Genomic DNA, 20,303 nt, shown 5'->3' on the forward strand with positions numbered 1-20,303 from the left:
GGGGCCCTGATCTTGCGGCCCTTCCTTGCAGGGTCAGGCGTTGGGCACGTCGAACCACGCGCCGACCCGGTGACGCAGGGCAAGGTCACGGTCCTGCTCGCCCGCCGGTGCGATGTCCCACTCCCATGCCCGGTCGGGCGGGGGCAAGGGGATGTCCCAGAGGGATGAGTCGCGCTCGACGGCCCGTCCGGCACGGTCCAGCCACACGCTCTCCAGATCGGTGAAGAGAGCGGCCGCCCGCCCCGCCCGCCGCATCCAGCGCAGATGGGCGCGCACCAGGGCTTGCGCGAAGACGTGCCGCGACGCCTCATCGATCACGGGCCGCCGTGCTTCGATCGCGTCGAGCGGCAGAAGCGGGAGCTGGCTCAGAAGATTGCAGGAAATCACGAGGTCGAACGGCGGACCGTCGAACAGCCCGTCCGGCGGCGGCACCGGCAGCGGACCCCCGGCCGTGAGAGCAGCGTGCAGTGGCCCCAACACACCGGCGACATCCAGCGACCACAGCCGTACTCCCGGGACGCGCCAAGCCGCCAAGCGGACGGGCAGGGGGTGGACGACGTCCGCCAGCACGGTCTCGGCAAAACGCCCGGAAAGCTCGTGCAGGGGAAGCTCGATCAGCCGACCGGCCCCGGCCACCAACAGACGCCCGTCGGCCGGAACCCGATCCGCCGCGTCGAGGATGAAGCGCCGGCACGCGGCCACATGAGGCGTCCAGACCCGGCTCTGCCGCCGGTAACGGGCGCCGAGCGCCACGGATTCCGACAGGTAGCCCAGCGCACGGATGTGGCGTGGGCAGGGCGTCAGCAGATATTCCAGTGATTCGCGCAGCATCGGACCGAGCCTCCATACGCGAAGACCTCCCCCGGGTCGCCCTGGGAGAGGTCTTCGCGTGCGAGGCCGGACCCGGAGGTCCGGCCCTTGGCGTCCGGATCAGACGCTGTAGTACATCTTGTACTCGATCGGGTGCGGCATGGTCTCGAAGGCCATCACCTCCTCCATGCGGAGGTCGATGTAGCTGTCGATCATGTCGGCGGTGAAGACGTCGCCCTTCTGCAGGAACGCGCTGTCGGCCTTCAGGCTCTCCAGCGCCTCGCGCAGCGAGCCGCACACGGTCGGGACCTTGGCCAGCTCTTCGGCCGGCAGGTCGTACAGGTTCTTGTCCATCGCCTCGCCGGGATGGATCTTGTTCTGGATGCCGTCCAGGCCGGCCATCAGCATGGCGGCGAAGGCCAGGTACGGGTTGGCCGACGGATCCGGGAAGCGGACCTCGACGCGCTTGCCCTTCGGCGACGCGACGTACGGGATGCGGCAGGAAGCCGAGCGGTTGCGGGCGGAGTAGGCCAGCAACACCGGCGCCTCGTAGCCCGGGACCAGACGCTTGTAGCTGTTGGTGCTCGGGTTGGTGAAGGCGTTCAGCGCCTTGGCGTGCTTGATGATGCCGCCGATGTAGTACAGCGCCAGCTCCGACAGGTCGGCATAGCCCGAACCGGCGAACAGCGGCTGGCCTTCCTTCCAGATCGACTGGTGGCAATGCATGCCCGAACCGTTGTCGCCGAACACCGGCTTCGGCATGAAGGTCGCCGTCTTGCCGTAGGCGTGGGCGACGTTGTGCACCACGTACTTGTAGTACTGCATGTTGTCGCCGGTGCGAACCAGCGTGTCGAACTTGATGCCCAGCTCGTGCTGGGACGCCGCCACCTCGTGGTGGTGCTTCTCGACCGGCACGCCCATCTCGGCCAGCACGCTCAGCATCTCGGCGCGCAGGTCGTTGGCGCTGTCGATCGGCGGAACCGGGAAGTAGCCGCCCTTCACGCCCGGGCGGTGCGCGAGGTTGCCGTCCTCATAGTCCTTGCCGGAGGTGTAGGGGCCTTCCTCCGAGTCGAACTCGTAGGAGACCTTGTTCATGTCGACCTGGAACTTCACGTCGTCGAACACGAAGAACTCGGCCTCCGGGCCGAAATAGACGGTGTCGCCGATGCCGGCCGATGCCGTGTACTTCTCGGCCGCCTTCGCGATGCCGCGCGGGCAACGGGCGTAGGGCTGGCCCGACGACGGCTCGTAGACGTCGCACAGGATCGACAGCGTGGGCTGGGCCGCGAACGGGTCCATCACCGCGGTCGACGCGTCGAGCTGCAGGATCATGTCGGACTCGTTGATCGCCTTCCAGCCGGCGATCGAGGAGCCGTCGAACATGATGCCGTCTTCGAACACGTCCTCGTCGATCGTCGAGATGTGCTGCGCCGTGTGATGCAGCTTGCCGCGCGGGTCGGTGAAGCGGAGGTCCACGTACTTGACGTCGTGTTCCTTGATCAGATCGAAGACCTTGCTGATGTCGGACATGTCTTGCTTCTCACCTGGTAGGGGTTGTTCCCGCAGCGTCGGGCCCGGCGTGGATGCGGCGGGTGACGGCGCTCGCGGCGGAGGTTATGTCACGCCTTGGCGGTTCGCACAACGCGGCGGAAAAGACCGGGCGTCGGTTCGCGCCTTTCCGCCGCGATCGGCCCATGTCAGGGACGCGCGTGCGGGCGATGGGGCGTGTGCCGGTGCGCTTCTCGGGCGCTTGCCGGAATGGACGGAGCTAGATGGCGTCGGCGCCCTTTTCACCAGTGCGGATGCGGATGACCTCTTCCACGGGGGTGACGAAGATTTTGCCGTCGCCGATCCGGCCGGTGTGGGCCGCCTGCTGGATCGCCTCGATCGCGCGTTCGACCAGCGAATCCTCCATGACCACCTCGATCTTCACCTTCGGCAGGAAGTCGACGACGTACTCCGCGCCACGGTAAAGCTCGGTGTGTCCTTTTTGGCGGCCGAAGCCCTTGGCTTCAGTCACGGTGATTCCCTTGATGCCGACTTCGTGAAGCGCTTCCTTCACCTCGTCCAGCTTGAACGGCTTGATGATGGCTTCGATCTTCTTCATGGGTCTCTCGTGTACGAGGTGCCAACGCCGGCAGGCACCGTCCGGGCTCCACCGACGCGCACTGGTTAGCACACCCCGTGCCAACCACGCTGTCCACTTGGAGGCATGGCGAGGCGCAGCGACTGCCGCCCGGCGGGGCAGGGGCTTGCCGACGAATTCAGCGAAGTGAACATTGTTTGTGCAGTTGGTGCAAGCCGTCGCCGGTGTGGCGCTGCCAAACAACGGTGAGAAAGAGTGCTTGACCGGTCAGGGCTTTTGCGGCATATCAACGGCCCACTGCGGCGGTGGTAGCTCAGTTGGTAGAGCCCTCGGTTGTGGTCCGAGTGGTCGTGGGTTCGAGTCCCATCCATCGCCCCAGTCCCCCTTTCCGGCCTGTTCCTGCCGAATTCCCGCTGCGGCGGGCCTCGCCCGCAGCTGCAGCGGAGCGCATGTCGATGGAACCCCACGCCGAGATTTTGTCCGTCGCCGAGATGTACCGTGCCGACTCGCTCGCCATCGCGGGCGGGGTGCCGGGATCCGTGCTGATGGACAACGCCGGCCGCGCGGTCGCCGATGAAATCCGCCGCCGCTGGCCGCCGTGCCCGGTGGCGGTGTTGTGCGGTCCGGGCAACAACGGTGGCGACGGATTCGTGATCGCGCGCATCCTGGCCGGGGATGGCTGGCCGGTGCGACTCGGCCTTCTGGGATCGCGGGAGGCGCTAAGGGGCGACGCGCTCGGGGCGGCGGCGGCCTGGACCGGCCCGGTCGAACCCGCGACTCCGGCGCTGCTGGAAGGGACTCCCCTGGTGGTCGATGCCCTGTTCGGTGCCGGCCTCACCCGGCCGCTCGACGGGGTGGCTCTGGCGCTGGTGCGGGCGATGGACGGGCTGACGGTCGTGGCGGTGGACGTGCCGAGCGGCGTGCACGGCGACAGCGGCGGTGTCCTGGGTGCTGCCCCGGCGGCGGCCCTCACCGTAACCTTCTTCCGGCCTAAGCCTGGTCACCTGCTGCTTCCCGGCCGCGGGCGTTGCGGCGAGACGGTGGTGGCGGACATCGGCATTCCGCCCGCCGTTCTCGACGACATCCGTCCGCGCACCGTCCGCAACGGTCCGGCCGTCTGGAGCGATCGCTATCCCTGGCCGCGGCTGGATGGCCACAAGTACCATCGCGGCCATGCCGTGGTTCGCGGCGGTGGGGTGATGACGGGTGCTGCGCGGCTTGCGGCGCGCGCGGCGCTGCGGGTGGGGGCCGGGCTGGTCACCGTCGCCTGCCCGCCGGAAGCGTTCGCCATCTACGCCGCGGGTTCGCCCAGCCTGATCGTGCAGCCGGTGGACGACGCAGGCTTCGCGGCCCTGCTCGCCGACGCACGCAGGAACGCGGTGCTGCTGGGGCCGGGGGCCGGAGGGGGGGCGGCCACACGCGGGCACGTCCTGGCCGCGCGGGAGGCCGGGAAGCCTTGCGTCATCGACGCGGATGCGCTCACCGCCTTCGCGGAACAGCCCGACGCGCTGTTCGAGCGGCTCGATTCCCGCTGTCTCCTGACGCCGCACGAGGGTGAGTTCAGCCGCCTGTTCGGCGGGTCGGCGGGATCGAAGCTGGATCGGGCCCGCGCCGCTGCGGAACGCTGCGGCGCGGTGGTGCTGCTCAAGGGCCCGGATACGGTGATCGCGGCACCCGACGGGCGTGCCGCCATCAACGCGAACGCGCCGCCGGAGTTGGCCACCGCCGGGGCCGGCGATGTGCTGGCCGGGCTGGCGCTCGGTCTGATGGCCCAGGGCATGGACGCCTTCGACGCCGGCTGCGCCGCCGCGTGGCTGCATGGGGAGGCGGCATCGGCCCTCGGCCCCGGCCTGATCGCCGAGGATCTGCCGGAAACGCTGCCGGGGGTGCTGGCGCGGTTGAAGGCGGGCTGATAGGCTGGCGACCATGCGACGCGCCCTGCTGTCCCTCTGCCTCATCGCCGGGCTTGCCGGCTGCGCCTCTCCGCCGGTGCCGGGCTGCCCGGTCGGGCTGGAGGCTACGACCGTGGCCGCGCTCTACTTCGGCCTGAATGCGGGGGACCGGCTTCGTGTGACGGACGCGGACTGGGCCCGCTTCCTTGACGAGGAGATCACGCCGCGTTTTCCAGACGGATTCACGGTCACGGAGTCACTGGGGCAATGGCGGGACAATCCAGGCGCGCCGATCGTGCGCGAGCCGGGAAAGGTGCTGACCGTCGTCCTGCCGCACCCACCGGGGGATGCGCCGGGTCGCCTGTCGGCTGTGGTCGATGCGTACAAGCGGCGATTCGACCAGCAGTCGGTGCTGCGCGTCTACAGCACGGCCTGCGTGGCGTTCTGACCGCCGCGGCGCCAACATGCCGGTGCTGCCGACCGTCCTGGTTGTCGTCATCGGGGTGGGGGCCGCCGTGCGCCGGCGGCGGCTGACCGGTTGGCGGGGAGTTACAGGCCCTTCCAGGCCCGCAGATAATCGATCAGCTTGCGCTGGTAGAAAGGCTGCGGTTGGTGGTAGCGGGCGACCAGCCCGACCTGCTCGTCCAGACGCACCACGATGCCCCGGCAGGCGAAATCCACCGTTTCGCCGCCCAGATCGAACACGATGCGGAAATCGAACTGCTGCTTGGCGATCAGGTCGCCGTCGTAGGGGCGGATCCGGAACGTGCCGAGGATGAACTCCTCCGGATTGTACTCGTGCCGGTCGATCATGATTTTCGGTGGGCGGTCGGGCCTGGGCTTGTCGTCCCGGGCGGCGGGCGCGGCGCCGGTCTTGCCGCGCCCGCCCATCTTCGAAAACCACGACATCGGCTCATCCGCTTCGGCTGGGGGACCGGATCCCCCGTTCAACCAGTGTGCGAGGATCATCGGCCAGACAGAGTTGATTAAAAGTTAAAGCTTGTCTGCGGCCGGCCGTGATTTGCGTTTTCCGTGCCAATGGGTGGCAAAATTTGCCGATATGGGTGCATTTGTCGCATGCTGCGACAGCATGGCAAGCATGACAAAATAATGCAAAACAAGATCTCGCAAGAAGAGAAGGGGAAGTATAGCCTTCTCCTATCTCGTCATCGGAAAACTTACGAAGAATAATTACAACGCCGATGATTTGAGTGGCACACGTTTTTTTGCAAGTGCGAAGTAAACGCAGCCGGAAAGACCGGGCGCGGTGCCGGCTGGAGGGGTGTCGTCACCACCAACAACGTCCAGAGGGAATGCGGCCATGATGCACCGAAACGTCGGCGAATTGCTCAACAACCGTGTCGTCGTCGCCTTGTCCTCCGACGCCAGCGTGCGCGAGGCCGCCGGGTGCATGAAGGCGGCCCATGTGGCGTCGGTCGTGGTCACCGAAGCGGAGGATCGCCACATCGCGGGCATCTTCACGGAACGGGATCTCACCGAGCGGGTGGTGGCCGACGGGCTCGACCCCGATCGCACGCGCCTCGCCGCGGTGATGACACCCCATCCACTGACGATCGGACCCGACGCCACCGTTCATGAGGCGCTGCGCCATATGCACGACAACGGCATGCGGCACCTGCCGATCGTGCAGAACGGACGCGTCGTCGGCATCGTGTCGATGCGTGACTTCATGGGCGAGGAACTGGCCGATATCGATCGCGAGACGCGTCTGATGGAAAGCCTGACCGAAGTCATGTGAGCGGACGCCGTGCGGACCCCCCGCCGCCCCTGCCGGGGCGGCGGGGGGTCCGCACGGCGTCACGGACGGCCGAAGGCGCGTCGACGTTCGATCTCGTCGTTGGGCACGATCTCCATCCCGATCGGCCAGAGCGCCAGCCCCGCCAGCTTCAGGTGGGCCCAGGCGAAGGGGATGCCGATGATGGTGATCGCCAGACCGACCGCTGTGATCAGATGGCCGATCGCCAGCCAGATGCCCGCGAAGACAAACCAGATGATGTTGCCGATCGTGCCCAGCAGGCCGGTCCCGATATCCTCGCGCCCGCGATGCTCGTCGCGGCGCACCGCCTGCTGCCCGAACGGAAGCAGCGTGTACCAGGCGATGCGGACGGCCGCCGCGGCCCATGGGATGCCCACGATGGTCAGCACCATGATGACCGCGGCGAGCAGCCAGCCGGCGGCCATCCAGATGCCGCCGAAGATCACCCACAGGACGTTCAGCAGCAGATTCAAAGGTGACATGGCTCCCTCTTTCGGTTTCACCGGAGATTTGGGGATGCCGCCCCCGACTTCACAGGGTCGTACCGCCGGTCAGCCCCCGATGGGCCCTATGATACGCCGGTCATGATCTTGAACCGGCGCCCCGCGCGCAACAGATGACGTTGGGGGACATTGTTACTCCGAACGTCCCGCCATGCGTCGAGGGAGGCCCGATGACCAGCGCAATTCCCGAAGCCGCCACCGCCGAAGCCGCGGGCGAGGAAGGGCAGCGGCCGCTGTCGCCTGTGGTCGCCGCCATCATCGACAGCGCCGCCGCCGCGGCCGCCGAGCGGGCCGGTCAGGCGGACGTCACCCATGGGCTCGTCAGCGCGCTGCGCCATCTGCGGGCGGCCATCGACGATCAGGCCGGCTTCGCCATGGCGGCGTCCATGGACAATGCGATCCAGGCGCGGATCATGGTGGAGAACCTGCGGACGCTGCGTCTGTCGGGCAACCCGCCGCCTCCGGTGCGGCTGCCGCCGGTCGGGGCCGGTGCCGTGGTGGCCTCCGCCATCTTCGAGAGCGCCGCCGAGTCCTGCCTCGCCATCAACGCCCTTGCCCCCGACAACGAGCCGCTGGAGCATGCCATCGTCGCCTTCACGGCTCAGCTCTTCCAGCAGCTCGGCGGCATGCCGGAGTGGGGGGAGTTGAAGGCCGCGCTGCACCGTCCCCATGGCCGGGCCGCCGACATCGCCGCCGCGGTGCTGCCGGCCACCGGGGCCACGCTGCACTGAGAGCGGCCGTGCCGGCCGGGTGACGTCAGAGGGAACGGTGGGACGCCAGCATCCGGCTCCGTTCCATCGGCCGACCGAACAGATAGCCCTGGCCTAGCGCGCACCCCATCTTGGCCAGGACGACCGCGACCGGTTCATCCTCGATGCCCTCCACCACCGTGTCGAAGCCGAGCGCCCGGGCCATGTCAAGCACCGCGACGAGCAGCTTCCGCCCACGCTCGCCGTTCATCATCGCCAGCACGAACGAGCGGTCGATCTTCAGCGTGTCGATCGGGAAGCGGTGCAGGTAGCCCAGGCTGGAATAGCCTGTGCCGAAATCGTCCAGGCACACCCGCACGCCGAGCGCCCGGATGCCGTTAATGACCGAGATGGTCGCGTCGCTGCTTTCCAGCAGCGCCGTCTCCGTCAACTCGACCTTCAACCGGCGGGCCGGCAGGCCGGTGGCGGTGAGGGCGCGTTGCAGCTCATCGACGATGGCATGGTCGCGGAAATGGAGGGGGGCGAAGTTGACCGTGACGAACAGGTCGGACGCCGCCGCCCGCGGCGAGCGGCGCAGGCAGTCGACCGCGGCCCTGCAGGCCTGATGCAGGATCTGCAGGTCGATCTCGCGGATGCGGTTGTTCCGCTCCGCCACCGGCAGGAAATCGGCGGGCGACACGAGAGTCCCGTCGCTGCGACGCCAGCGGACCAGCGCCTCGTAACCGCGCAGGACACGGTCCTCCAACCCGACGATGGGCTGGAAGAAGGCCTCGAACTCCCGACGTTCCAGGGCTTCACGGATCTCCCGCTCGCGGCGAAGCTCCAGCAGGGCACGATCGGTCAGTGACGCCGAAAGCCCGGTGTCGACATCGCCACGGCTCTGCCGGATCTGGCGGCGGATCACGGTTTTCATGAGGTGGACCACGACCGGGTCCGAGTTGGCGAGCCGGTTCGCCAGATCCTCGCCGGCCACCGTCGTCAGCAGCGTGTCCCCGGTCGCCACGGCGGTTGCCGTGCGCACACCGCCGTCGAGTATCGCGACTTCCCCGAACAGGTCGCCGGGGCCGAGCTTGCTCAACAGACGGGTGCCCCCGTCGGTCGATATCTCGACTTCCCCGAACTCCACCATGTAGGCGCAGGTGCCGGGGTCACCTTCACGAAATATAACGTCGCCCGCGACAAGGACCAATTGGGACATGCTAGGCTCCGACAGCGCGCCGAATCTACGCGCTGTCGGCCATGGCCGCAAGGCGGGGTTGAGAGGCCGCCGGCGGGCTGCCCGGCCGGCGGCGTAACCGCTTCCCGGTCAGGCGATGGAGGCCATGGCGCGGGCGTCGGCGGCCTGGTCGCCGATGCCGTTGTTGAGGGCCCAGATGGCCGCCTGCGTGCGGTTGGACGCGTTGATCTTGCGCAGCAGGCTCTTCAGGTGGACCTTCACCGTCGCCTCGGTGATGTTCAGATGGTTGGCGATCATCTTGTTGCTGTTGCCGCTCAGCAGGCAGCGGAGGATCTGCACCTCGCGCTGCGACAGGCCCTTGCGGCGGGCCGGAACCTCCTGGCCGAAATCATCGGCGCGACCGGACACCAGCAGGGCCGCGAGATGGGTCGGGAACACCTTCTCGCCCATCATGACGAGCCGCAGCGATTGCATCAGTGCCTCGCAGGCGATGTCCTTCATCAGATAGCCGTCCGCCCCGGCGCCGAGCGCACCGGAGAGGCGGCGGGTGCACAGGTCGTTCGTCAGGATGACCATCCGGATGTCCGGATGCTCGGCGCGGAGTGCCCGCATCGCCTCGACCTCCTCGTCGGCGCCGCTCGGCACGTCGACGAGGATCAGTTCCGGCTTCACGGCCGCGGCGTCGATCGCCGACACGACATCGCGCATCGTGCCCGACTCGCCGACAACGTTGAACTGGGTGCCTTCGAACAGGCGCTTCATGCCTTCGCGGAAGAGTTTGTTGGAGTCGATGAGGTAGACATTCACCGGAGTCATCGTTGCTACCCGCCTTCTTCCAGAGTTCACATGGGTTGCGCCGTACGACGCGTGTGGGGTTTGTCAGCTCACCGCTGGAGATTTCGGAACCGACCGGAACCTCCCCAGTGCTCGTCGATCTGGAGAGACCTTACCCCGGAATTGAGCGAACGAGAATTTCACGAATGGCGAAATACTGTCTCAATTTGGGCATATGCCCAAAGCCAAAATCCTGAATTGGTCATGGGGTTCAAGTCGAACGGACGGAGCAATGCTGCAAACCAGTAGCCACGGTCGAACAGTGTCGGGGAGAATGCGGCATTTCTAAGGGCCAATTCAGATACATCTCGTGACAAAGGGGATGTTCTTATGGCTTTCCATCGGTCGAAGGGATAGGAACGCGGGTCAGGGGGCGATGCGGGATCTATGACGTTGGTCGGGGTGGCGTGCCGGCCCCGGTATGGCAGGGGTTCGGCGTGGCGTCGGGCGTGCTATACAGCCTCCATGCCAGACACCGACGGTTCCGCCATGTACGATGACGATCCGCTGAGCCGCATGGACGCGGCCCCGCCGCCCCCGGCCCGCCCGGCCGCCTATCTCGACGGCCTGAACCCGTCGCAGCGGGCCGCGGTCGAGGCGCTGGACGGGCCGGTTCTGGTCCTGGCGGGAGCCGGCACGGGCAAGACGCGGGTGCTGACCACCCGGCTCGCCCATCTGCTCATGACGCGGCGTGCCGCGCCCTTCCAGATCCTGGCGGTGACCTTCACCAACAAGGCGGCGCGCGAGATGCGCGAACGCGTGGCCGCCCTGGTGGGGGTGGAGCCGGAGGGCTGGTGGCTCGGCACCTTCCACGCCCTGGCGGCGCGCATCCTGCGCCGCCACGCCGAGCTGGTGGGGCTGAAGTCCAACTTCACCATCCTCGACACCGACGACCAGATCCGTCTGGTCAAGCAGTTGCTGGAAGCGGACAACATCGACGCCAAGAAATGGCCGCCGCGTCAGATCCTCGGCGTGATCGAACGTTGGAAGGACCGCGGCCTGACCCCCGACCGGCTTTCCGAGAGCGACGGCGGCGATGTGGCCGGGGGGCGGGTGGTCGCGCTCTACCGAGCGTATCAGGACCGGCTGCGGACGCTGAACGCCTGCGACTTCGGCGACCTGCTGCTGCACAATCTGACCATCTTCCAGAGCCACGCCGACGTGTTGGCGGAGTATCACCGGAAGTTCCGCTACATCCTGGTGGACGAGTACCAGGACACCAACGTCGCCCAGTATCTCTGGCTGCGCATCCTTGCCCAGGCCAGCAAGAACATCTGCTGCGTCGGCGACGAGGACCAGAGCATCTATGCCTGGCGCGGGGCGGAGATCGGCAACATCCTGCGCTTCGAGGCCGACTTCCCCGGTGCGGCGGTGATCAAGCTGGAGCAGAACTACCGTTCAACCGGCAACATCCTGGCCGCCGCCTCCGGTCTGATCGCCAACAACAAGGGACGGCTCGGCAAGACGTTGTGGACCAGCGCCGACGGCGGCGAGCCGGTGCGGGTCAAGGCGGTGTGGGATGGCGAGGAGGAGGCGCGCTGGGCCGCCGACGAGATCGAGGCGTTGCAGCGCAAGGGCGTGTCGCTTGGCAGCATGGCCGTGCTGGTACGCGCCGGCTTCCAGACCCGCGAGTTCGAGGAGCGCTTCATCACGCTGGGCCTGCCCTACAAGGTGATCGGCGGCCCGCGCTTCTACGAGCGGCAGGAAATCCGCGACGCCATGGCCTATCTGCGCGTCGTCCACCAGCCCGACGACGACCTCGCCTTCGAGCGCATCATCAACGTGCCGAAGCGCGGCATCGGCCCGGCGGCGCTCCAGACCCTCTACCAGACCGCCCGCTTCCGCGGCACCCCGCTGGCCGAGGCCGGCTGGGCGCTGACCGAGACGGACGAGCTGAAGCCGAAGCTGCGCAACACGCTGCGCTCGCTGCTCCAGGACTTCCACCGCTGGCGGGCGCTGGCGCAGACCGCGCCGCACACCGACCTCGCCCGGATGGTGTTGGACGAGTCCGGCTACACCCGCATGTGGCAGGAGGACAAGACGCCGGAGGCGCCGGGCCGGCTGGAGAACCTGAAGGAACTGATCACCGCCATGGCCGAGTTCGAGAATCTCGGCGGCTTCCTGGAGCATGTCGCCCTGGTGATGGAGAACGCCGAGGCCGCCGGCGTCGATCAGGTGACCCTGATGACCCTGCACGGCGCCAAGGGGCTGGAGTTCGACATCGTCTTCCTGCCAGGCTGGGAGGAGGGCGTCTTCCCCAATCAGCGCGCGCTCGACGAGACCGGCATCGCCGGGCTGGAGGAGGAGCGGCGGCTCGCCTATGTGGGGCTGACCCGCGCGCGCAAGCGCGCCTATGTCAGCCACGCCGCCAACCGGCGGCTCTACGGCAATTGGGTGAGCGCCATCCCCTCCCGCTTCATCGACGAGCTGCCGGGCGACGCGGTGGAGGCGGAGGCGCAGAGCGGGTTGTTCGCCGGAGCGTCGGGCGCCGGCGGCCAGGCAGGGTTCGGCGGTTTCCGCGAGTCGCCGCGATTCGACTTCCGCGCACCGCAGCGGCAGGCCCCGATGCGCGGCGTCACGCTGGAGGGCACCGCCTACCATGTCGAGGCGCGCCCGCGCCCCGACGCTCCCTACGCCAAGGGGGCGCGGGTGTTCCATCAGAAGTTCGGCTATGGCACCGTCGTCGCCATCGAGCAGGACAAGCTGTCCATCGATTTCGACCAGTCCGGCAACAAGAAGGTCATGGACAGCTTCGTGATGCCGGCCGAGAAGGCGGGATGAATGCTTGCCGTTGATCGTGATCGTGAAGAATCGGACGTTCCTATGAGCGGGGACGGTCTCCGTGACCGGTGGTGACATTGGTGATCCGGAGCGGCGATCGGCCGTTCGTTGGGCGGCCGTTGCCCTCGCGGTGCTGGTCCCGGCGGCGGCCACGGCGACGGTCATCCTCCGCTATGGGCTGAATTTCCCCTATGCCGACGAGTGGGAGCTCGTTCCCTACCTGGCCGCCATGCGGGACGGATCGTTGACGCTGGACCTGCTCCAGGCGCAGCACAACGAGCATCGCATGCTGTTCCCGCGCCTGGTCATGTTGGCCCTGGCGGTCGTCACCGGCTGGGACATCCGGGCCGAGCTGTGGACCAACCATCTGCTGGCCTTCGCCACGGTGGCCGTCCTTCTGCGGATGCTGTGGCCGAACCTCGTGGCCCTGCCGCCCCGGCCCCATGCGCTGGTCGCGCTGCTGATTGCGGCCGCGGTCTTCTCGCTGGCGCAAAAGGGGAACTGGCTGTGGGGCTGGCAGGTGCAATGGTACCTCGCCCTGTTCGGCATCGTCCTGTCGGTGCATGCGCTCTCCCGCGCGCTGGATGCAGCCGGTCCGGGTCGGGGCGTGCCGCGCCTGGGTGTCGCGGTGGCCGCCGTGCTGCTCGCCCAATACTCCCTGGCGAGTGGTGTCCTGTTGTGGCCGCTGGGCGCGGTGATGATCCTGCTCCACCCGCGACCCGGCCGATGGCCCGTCCTTGCCGGTTGGCTGGCGGCGGGTGCCGTGGCGACGGCGGTCTATTTCCACGACTGGCACCCGATGTTTGTCCCCGGAGTTCCGGGAAAGCTGGAAATGCTCGGCCGGCCGGATCTGTTGTTGCAGTTCGTGCTGGTGTCGATCGGCGGGCTTCTGGGCGGATCGCAGCTTCAGAAAGCGTTCATCGGCGGGCTGCTCGTGCTCCTGATGGCGGTGGGCTCGTTGCGGTTGCTGACCTCCGCGTGGGACCGGCGGGCCGAATGGCTGCCTTGGATCCTGCTGGCGGCCTTTGTCGGGATTTCCGGATTCGCCACCGCGCTGGGGCGGCTTCCGTCCATCGAGCCGGACGGAAGCGTCGCCTTGCTCGTCGGCAATGGTGCCGCGTCCCGTTACATCACCATCTCGCTGCTTTTCACCGTGGCCGTGATCGGTCTGTGGACGGTCGTGCTGACGCGGTTGCCGAATCCGGTGGTCACGACTCGGGGGATGGGCGGGCTGGCGGTCGCCTTTGCCATGGCGATGGTTCCCGCCAACCTGTCGATGCTGACGGGCATCAAGCGCCATTACGACCTGACGCGCGAAGGCTTGGCCTGCCTGTTGGCGCTGGATGAGAAAAGCGCCCCATGTCTCGCCCGCTACATGAATCACAACCCCGAGATCGCCAGACTGCGCGTGGAGACCCTGCGGGATTTGGACTGGGTTGGATTCGCCGGGCGGGAATGATAAAGGGCGGGGGTGCCGATGCGGGTGCCGGCGTCCGGTAACGGCGTGGCGCCGCGGGTCCTCCGCCTTGTCCGACGGTGCACGCACAACCTGTTTCCCGGCCGCGTGGGTGATCCCTTGTCCAGTACGAACAAGCTCTGGCGCATCGCGCTGACCGTTCCCGAAGCGCACGCCCCCGCCTTCGCCGACGCGATCGGCGACCATGCCGACGCCGTCTCCACCTTCGAGCTGGAAGAGGGCGGGGCGTGGCTGGTGGAGGCGACCGTGCACGGCGAGCCGGATCGCGCCCGCCTTGCCGCCCGCGTCGCGGTGCTGGCGGGGGCGGTGGGCATCGGGGAGCCGCTGCTGATCGTGGAGGAGCTGCCGCCCATCGACTGGGTGTCGCACAGCTACCAGGGCTTCCCGCCGATCCGCGCCGGCCGTTTCTTCGTGCACGGCTCGCATCACGAAGGGCAGGTGCCCGGCGGGGCCGTGGCGCTTCTGGTGGACGCCGCCACCGCCTTCGGCACGGGGGAGCATGGCTCCACCAAGGGATGCCTGCTGGCGCTCGACCGGCTGGTGCGCCGGCACCGTCTGCGCCGCGGGCCGCGTGGCGGCGCGCTCGACATGGGCTGCGGCTCGGGGATCCTGGCGCTGGCGGTCGCCAAGGCGTGGCGGGTTCCGGTATCCGCCGTCGACATCGACCCGGAGGCGGTGCGCGTCACCAAGGTGAACGCCGGGCTGAACGGGGTCGCGGCACGGATCCGCGCGCAGGGCGGTGACGGCTACCGCACACCGTTGGTCGCCCGCCACAAGCCCTACCGTCTGATCACCGCCAACATCCTGGCCCGTCCGCTGGCCCGCATGGCGCCGCAGCTCCGCCGCCATCTGGCGAAGGGCGGGGTGGCGGTGCTGGCCGGGCTGCTGGCGCGGCAGGAGCGGCATGTGCTCCAGGCCCACCGCGCCCAGGGCCTGCGGCTGATCGCCCGCATCCCGGTGGGCGACTGGACGACGCTGGTGATCGGGCGCTGACCCGCGTGCGCTGAGGGCGTCCTCGCCCGTTCGGCCGTGGACCGGGTGCGGCGCTTGCGATTCGCGGCGCCGCCGTCTTAGCCTGTGGGCGATCGAACTGCTTGGGGATTGAGCCGTGTCCAAGGCTGACCAGGGTGACCGCCGCCTGACCGCGCTGCTGGAGGAGGCTGGCATCTCGGTGACGCCGGCCGCGTTGCGCGAGCTGCTGAAGGGTGTGCTGGCGGCCCCGCCGGGAGAGGATCCCGATGGGTGGCTCGCCCTGCTGGGCGTGGACCCGGCCACCCCGCTCGCCGACACCTTGAGGCAGGAGAAGGACGCGCTCACCGCCGGAGCGGCGGTCTCCGCTCCCGATCCGGTGGGCCGGCTTGGCGCGCTCCGCGCCAGGCTGAAGCGCGTGGGGCTCGACGGGTTCGTCGTGCCGCGGGCGGACGAGCATCAGGGCGAGTATGTTCCGCCGCGTGCCCAGCGCCTCGCCTGGCTGACCGGTTTCACCGGTTCGGCCGGATTCGCCGCCGTCACGGACGAGCGGGCGGCGATGTTCGTGGACGGGCGTTACACGATCCAGGTGCGGGCCGAGGTGCCGCAGGCGCTGTACGATTACCGGAGCCTGACCGACGATCCGCTGGGCGACTGGATCGTCCAGGCGCTGCCGACCGGGGGCCGTTTCGGCTACGATCCCTGGCTGCACACCCCTGGCTGGGTGGAAAAGCTGCGCGGGCAGCTTGAGCGCGCCGGCATCGCGCTGGTGCCCTGTCCCGACAACCCGGTGGATGCGGTGTGGACGGACCAGCCGCCGGTGCCGCTGGCCCCCGTCGTGGCGCACCCGCTGTGTTTCGCCGGCCGCAGCCCCGCCGAGAAGCGCGCCGACATCGCGGAGCGCCTGAAGCGGAACGGCATCGGTGCGGCGGTGCTGACGGCCCCCGACTCGATCGCCTGGCTGCTCAACATCCGCGGCGGCGATGTGGCCTGCACGCCGTTGCCGCTGGCCTTCGCGATCGTGGACGACGAGGCGCGCGTCGACCTGTTCATCGACCGGCGCAAGCTGGTGCCAGGGTTGGACGAGCATCTGGGCAACCAGGTCTCGGTCCACGCCCCGGAGTCCTTCGCCGGGGCGCTGGACGAACTCGGCCGCGGCGGGCGGCGCGTGCTGGCTGATCCGACGAGCGCCGCGGCAGCCATCTTCGACCGTCTGCATCTGGCCGGCGCCCTGGTGGTGCGTGATGGCGACCCCTGCGCACTGCCCAAGGCCTGCAAGAACCCGACGGAGCTGGACGGCACCCGCGCCGCCCATCGGCGCGACGGGGCGGCGGTTGTGCGGTTCCTGAAATGGCTGTCCGAGGAGACGCCGGGCGGGCGCGTGACGGAGACCGCGGCCGCCGAGGCATTGCTCGCCAGCCGCCGGAGCGGCGAGCATTTCCGCGGCCTGTCCTTCGAGACGATCTCCGGGGCCGGCCCCAACGGCGCCATCGTCCATTACCGGGTGTCGGAGGCGACCGACCGGCTTCTGGAGCCGGGGACGCTCTATCTGGTGGACAGTGGCGCGCAGTATCTGGACGGCACCACCGACATCACACGGACGGTCGCGGTCGGCACCCCGACGGCGGAGATGAGCCAGCGCTTCACGCTGGTGCTCAAGGGCCACATCGCGCTCTCCACCGCCCGTTTCCCGAAGGGCACGACCGGGTCGCAGCTCGACACGCTGGCCCGGCTTCCGCTTTGGCAGGCCGGGCTGGACTTCGACCATGGCACCGGGCACGGGGTGGGGAGCTACCTGTCGGTGCACGAAGGGCCTCAGCGAATCGCCAAGATCCCGAATTCCATAGCGCTCCAGCCCGGCATGATCCTGTCCAACGAGCCGGGCTACTACAAGACGGGCGCCTTCGGCATCCGCATCGAGAATCTGGTGGTCGTGCAGCCGGCGCCGGATCCGGTGGGCGCGGAGCGCCCGATGATGGGGTTCGAGGTGCTGACGCTGGCGCCGATCGATCGCGCTCTGATCGATGTGACCTTGCTTTCTCCTGTCGAGGTTGCATGGATCGACGCCTACCACGCGCGGGTCCGGGATGAGCTGACACCGCTCGTCGATGGCGATACCGCGGCGTGGCTGGGGCGGGTCACGGCACCGCTGGACCAGGCTCGACGCGGCGGATGAAGGCGCGTGCGTCGGTGGCGGGTTTCTGGCAATCTTGGATCGGCTTTGCTATCCGTTCGTGGTGGAGCCGGCGTGCCGGCGGGTGACCATTCGGTGACAGGGCGGAACGCCGTGCCAGGATAACGCGATCTTCACGGACTCGCGTCGAAACTCTCTAATGGATGACTTTTGTTAAGAGTTGAGGCATCACAATCCGGTCGATTTCCATGCGGCATCGCTCTCGCGCCCGGGCCGCCGCAAGCGGGGATGGGCCATAGCAACCGATGAATGCGGAGACGTTTCTATGAAGATCCTGGTCGTCGACGACTACGCCACCATGCGGCGCATCGTCCGCAACCTTCTGACCCAGATCGGCTACACCGACATCGACGAGGCAGGCGACGGCGTCACCGCGCTCACGAAGCTTCGCGAGAGCAAGTTCGGGCTGGTGATCTCCGACTGGAACATGGAGCCGATGACCGGCCTCCAGCTCCTCAAGGAAATCCGGGCGGATGCCAAGCTCGCCCCGACCCCGTTCATCATGGTCACCGCCGAAAGCAAGACCGAGAACGTGATCGCCGCCAAGCAGGCGGGCGTCAACAACTACATTGTCAAGCCGTTCAACGCCGATACCCTGAAGCAGAAGATCCAGTCCGTGATCGGCGGCTGATATTGGGAGTTCTCGGTATTGGACGCGCTGCCGCAGCTCACGGACGAAGAGTTTGAGCAGATCGAGGAAGCGATAGCCCGGACCGCCAAGGGTCGCGCCTTTCTGAGGCGCTACCACAGGCGGTCTCTCGGTGCCGCCGCTGAAGAGGTCCGCACCATGCTCGTCGAGTTCCGTCAGTCCTGGAAGGTCCAGACGGAGACGGTGGAAGCGGCCAAGCATGTGGATGTGCTGCGGCGCGAACTCTTGGAAATGGCGGCCTCCATCGAGCAGGCGCGGCGCGAGGTTGCCGCGTTGCGCCCGCCGGACGGCGCGTCCAACAAGATCCTGTCGGCCACCAACGAGCTCGACGCGATCGTCATCTCGACGGAACGAGCGTCGTTCGAGATCCTGAACGCCGCTGAGGCGTTGATGGATTTGGCCGGGCGCCTGCGGGCGGACGGTGCCGCGAACGAGTTGTGCGCGGACATCGAGTCGGAGGTGACGAACATCTTCACCGCCTGCTCCTTCCAGGATCTGACCGGTCAGCGGACGAGCAAGGTGGTGAACGCGCTGCGCTACATCGAGCAGCGCGTCAACGCGATGATCGGGATCTGGGGTGACGACGGCCTGCGTCACCTCGATATCCAGCACGAGCCGACCGACACGCGGCCGGATGCGCACCTCCTCAACGGTCCGCAGCTCGAGGGGCATGGCGTCAGTCAGGCGGATGTCGACAGCATGTTCGACGATCCGACCCCGGCACCGCCCCCGGCGCCCGCTCCGGAACCGGTGAAGGAGATGCAGTCGCAGGCCGATATCGACAGCCTGTTCGATTCGCCGCCACCGCCGCCGCCGCCGCCCCCACCGCCACCCAAACCGGCGGCCAAGCCGCCGACTCCGGCAAAGGCGGCGCCAAAGCCGCCGCCGAAAACTCCCCCCAAGGCATCGCCACCGGCCCCCGCAGCGGCGGAGCCGGCTGGCGGCGGAGCGCAGCCGGCTCTGGACCAGGCCGCGATCGACGCGTTGTTCGGCTGATCCAACCGCGGCCGTGCGCCCACCCGACAGACCAGTGGAACCAGAAGCGTCGCGTTTTCGTATCGAGCACACATCGGACCACCAGTCGAAGCGGACCAGGAAGGCAGGAGCGGGATGCAGCAGATCAGCAAGCCCTTCATGGCCGAGATCCAGAAGGCCAAGCGCAACGGCAAGGCGTTGCCGGGTGCCGCCGATGGCGCGCCGGTTCCGGCGGCCTTGGCATCGGGACCGCTCAGCGTCGACAACCGCGAGGTCATGAAGGCCATCGGCGAGCTCGGTGAGAAGCTCGACCGCTTCCTGACCATGGACGCCCAGCAGATCGACCATATCCAGACCGAGATCGCCGACATCTCCGGCCGGATCAAGGCGACCAAGGTGGAGATGGCGGCCCTGCGCCACCCGCTGGCCGGCGAGGACAAGTTCGAGCAGGCGTCGCAGGAGCTGACCGCCGTCGTCTCCGCCACCGAGGTGGCGACCAACACCATCATGGCCTGTGCGGAGGAGCTCGAGGAGATCGTCCAGGAGCTGAAGTCCTCCATGCCGGAGGGCTATCAGGCCGACCGCGTGCACGACATGACGGAAGTCATCGTGCGCATCTACGAGGCCTGCAACTTCCAGGACCTGACCGGCCAGCGCATCACCAAGGTCGTCCGCGCCCTGTCCTTCATCGAGGAGCGGGTGGACGCCATGATGGGCGTTTGGAACCGCCGCGAGTTCGAAGCAATGCCGCTGCCGCCGTCCGTGACCAAGAAGGATGGCGACCTCGACCTGCACGGCCCGGCTCCCTCCACGGATGCCGGCAACATCAGCCAGGCCGACATCGACGCCCTCTTCGGCTAAAGCGGTACGGGCAGGAACGCGGGATCCGGATCGCCGGTTGGTTGTCCAATACTCCGGACAGTCAATGGGAGATCCAAGCCATGTGGTGGCGAAACGTCACGCTCATCTTCGCAATCGCGTTCCTGGCCATCGGCATCGCGGGCTTCATCGACGGACTCGTCGCCCCGCCGACCGCCGATGGCGTGGCGATGGACGGCATGCACGGCCGTCTCTTCGGCCTGTTTCCCGTCAACTGGCTCCACAACGTCGTCCACCTCGCATTCGGGCTGTGGGGTTTCTTCGCCTATTTCAGCGGTCGCCTGCCGTCGCGTGTGTATCTCCGCTCGGTCGCGGTTGTCTATGCGGTGTTCACCGTCATGGGGATCATTCCCGGCCTCAACACCACCTTCGGTCTTGTTCCGCTCTACGGCCACGATGTGTGGCTGCACGCCCTGCTGGCGGTGGTTGCTGGCATCGTCGGGTTCGGTGTGACCGAACGGGAATCCGACGTCACCACGGCGCGGACCGGCGAGCGCGGCCGTATCTGACCGGATAAGGGCGGGCGCCGGACATTACCGGTCGCCACGGCGACAAGACTCTTGCGCCCGCCTCCTTCGGCAGCCATTCTG

Annotated in this window: 19 protein-coding genes and 1 tRNA gene; 13 read left to right on the forward strand and 7 right to left on the reverse strand. The window is 67.9% G+C overall.

Annotation, left to right across the window (positions count from 1 at the left end; translation table 11 throughout):
* Positions 1-33: 33 nt before the first annotated feature.
* The 3 genes from HL658_RS02335 to HL658_RS02345 all read right to left on the reverse strand — a co-directional run bounded on the left by HL658_RS02335 (position 34) and on the right by HL658_RS02345 (position 2,917).
* Entirely contained in the window at positions 34-831 is a 798-nt protein-coding gene (locus HL658_RS02335) for a hypothetical protein (RefSeq protein ID WP_180280269.1), read from the reverse strand.
* A gap of 99 nt (positions 832-930) precedes the next feature.
* A complete protein-coding gene (glnA, locus tag HL658_RS02340) occupies positions 931-2,340 on the reverse strand; it encodes a type I glutamate--ammonia ligase (protein WP_180280270.1) in 1,410 nt (469 codons plus the stop codon).
* Between the two features lie 238 nt (positions 2,341-2,578).
* Positions 2,579-2,917: a P-II family nitrogen regulator gene (locus HL658_RS02345; RefSeq protein ID WP_029008550.1), complete on the reverse strand. Its 339-nt coding sequence runs from the start codon at positions 2,915-2,917 to the stop codon at positions 2,579-2,581.
* 281 nt (positions 2,918-3,198) lie between these two features.
* On the opposite strand from HL658_RS02345, the gene HL658_RS02350 reads away from it, so the two are divergent.
* From HL658_RS02350 to HL658_RS02360, 3 genes are all read left to right on the forward strand, one after another.
* Positions 3,199-3,274 (forward strand) — tRNA-His (locus HL658_RS02350).
* A 77-nt stretch (positions 3,275-3,351) separates the two neighbouring features.
* Positions 3,352-4,809, forward strand: coding sequence for an NAD(P)H-hydrate dehydratase (locus HL658_RS02355; protein WP_425485311.1), 1,458 nt, complete (start codon positions 3,352-3,354; stop codon positions 4,807-4,809).
* 13 nt (positions 4,810-4,822) lie between these two features.
* Entirely contained in the window at positions 4,823-5,236 is a 414-nt protein-coding gene (locus tag HL658_RS02360; RefSeq protein ID WP_180280272.1) for a DUF3574 domain-containing protein, read from the forward strand.
* Positions 5,237-5,337: 101 nt separating this feature from the next.
* Here the strand turns inward: HL658_RS02360 and HL658_RS02365 are convergent, their stop codons facing one another.
* Entirely contained in the window at positions 5,338-5,697 is a 360-nt protein-coding gene (locus HL658_RS02365; RefSeq protein WP_180280273.1) for a hypothetical protein, read from the reverse strand.
* 412 nt (positions 5,698-6,109) lie between these two features.
* On the opposite strand from HL658_RS02365, the gene HL658_RS02370 reads away from it, so the two are divergent.
* Positions 6,110-6,547 carry a CBS domain-containing protein gene (locus tag HL658_RS02370; RefSeq protein WP_180280274.1) on the forward strand — a complete coding sequence of 146 codons (438 nt, stop codon included), beginning with the start codon at positions 6,110-6,112 and terminating at the stop codon, positions 6,545-6,547.
* Between the two features lie 59 nt (positions 6,548-6,606).
* On the opposite strand, the gene HL658_RS02375 is transcribed toward HL658_RS02370, so the two are convergent.
* Complete coding sequence (locus HL658_RS02375; protein WP_180280275.1) at positions 6,607-7,047, reverse strand: YccF domain-containing protein; 441 nt, start codon at positions 7,045-7,047, stop codon at positions 6,607-6,609.
* A 191-nt stretch (positions 7,048-7,238) separates the two neighbouring features.
* On the opposite strand from HL658_RS02375, the gene HL658_RS02380 reads away from it, so the two are divergent.
* The gene (locus HL658_RS02380; protein ID WP_180280276.1) at positions 7,239-7,799 is read left to right on the forward strand and encodes a hypothetical protein; all 561 of its coding nucleotides are present in this window, start codon (positions 7,239-7,241) and stop codon (positions 7,797-7,799) included.
* Between the two features lie 25 nt (positions 7,800-7,824).
* On the opposite strand, the gene HL658_RS02385 is transcribed toward HL658_RS02380, so the two are convergent.
* Complete coding sequence (locus HL658_RS02385; protein ID WP_180280277.1) at positions 7,825-8,976, reverse strand: EAL domain-containing protein; 1,152 nt, start codon at positions 8,974-8,976, stop codon at positions 7,825-7,827.
* 108 nt (positions 8,977-9,084) lie between these two features.
* On the reverse strand, positions 9,085-9,771 hold the full coding sequence (locus HL658_RS02390) for a LuxR C-terminal-related transcriptional regulator (RefSeq protein WP_180280278.1): 687 nt from the start codon (positions 9,769-9,771) through the stop codon (positions 9,085-9,087).
* Positions 9,772-10,278: 507 nt separating this feature from the next.
* Between HL658_RS02390 and HL658_RS02395 the strand changes: the two genes are divergently transcribed.
* The 8 genes from HL658_RS02395 (at position 10,279) to HL658_RS02430 (ending at position 20,222) form a co-directional block, all read left to right on the forward strand.
* Positions 10,279-12,570: an ATP-dependent helicase gene (locus HL658_RS02395; protein ID WP_180280279.1), complete on the forward strand. Its 2,292-nt coding sequence runs from the start codon at positions 10,279-10,281 to the stop codon at positions 12,568-12,570.
* Positions 12,571-12,631: 61 nt separating this feature from the next.
* Positions 12,632-14,029 carry a hypothetical protein gene (locus tag HL658_RS02400; RefSeq protein WP_180280280.1) on the forward strand — a complete coding sequence of 466 codons (1,398 nt, stop codon included), beginning with the start codon at positions 12,632-12,634 and terminating at the stop codon, positions 14,027-14,029.
* Positions 14,030-14,146: 117 nt separating this feature from the next.
* Positions 14,147-15,040, forward strand: coding sequence for a 50S ribosomal protein L11 methyltransferase (locus HL658_RS02405; protein WP_246337240.1), 894 nt, complete (start codon positions 14,147-14,149; stop codon positions 15,038-15,040).
* A gap of 115 nt (positions 15,041-15,155) precedes the next feature.
* Positions 15,156-17,192 (forward strand): M24 family metallopeptidase, encoded by a 2,037-nt coding sequence (locus HL658_RS02410; protein WP_180280282.1) that lies wholly within the window; start codon positions 15,156-15,158, stop codon positions 17,190-17,192.
* A 283-nt stretch (positions 17,193-17,475) separates the two neighbouring features.
* Positions 17,476-17,841, forward strand: coding sequence for a chemotaxis response regulator CheY (locus tag HL658_RS02415; protein ID WP_180280283.1), 366 nt, complete (start codon positions 17,476-17,478; stop codon positions 17,839-17,841).
* A gap of 18 nt (positions 17,842-17,859) precedes the next feature.
* Entirely contained in the window at positions 17,860-18,855 is a 996-nt protein-coding gene (locus HL658_RS02420) for a protein phosphatase CheZ (RefSeq protein ID WP_180280284.1), read from the forward strand.
* Between the two features lie 114 nt (positions 18,856-18,969).
* Positions 18,970-19,695, forward strand: coding sequence for a protein phosphatase CheZ (locus tag HL658_RS02425; RefSeq protein WP_180280285.1), 726 nt, complete (start codon positions 18,970-18,972; stop codon positions 19,693-19,695).
* Between the two features lie 41 nt (positions 19,696-19,736).
* Entirely contained in the window at positions 19,737-20,222 is a 486-nt protein-coding gene (locus HL658_RS02430; RefSeq protein ID WP_246337241.1) for a DUF4383 domain-containing protein, read from the forward strand.
* The last annotated feature ends 81 nt before the right edge of the window (positions 20,223-20,303 follow it).

Source organism: Azospirillum oleiclasticum (assembly GCF_013423485.1).
GTDB lineage: Bacteria > Pseudomonadota > Alphaproteobacteria > Azospirillales > Azospirillaceae > Azospirillum > Azospirillum oleiclasticum.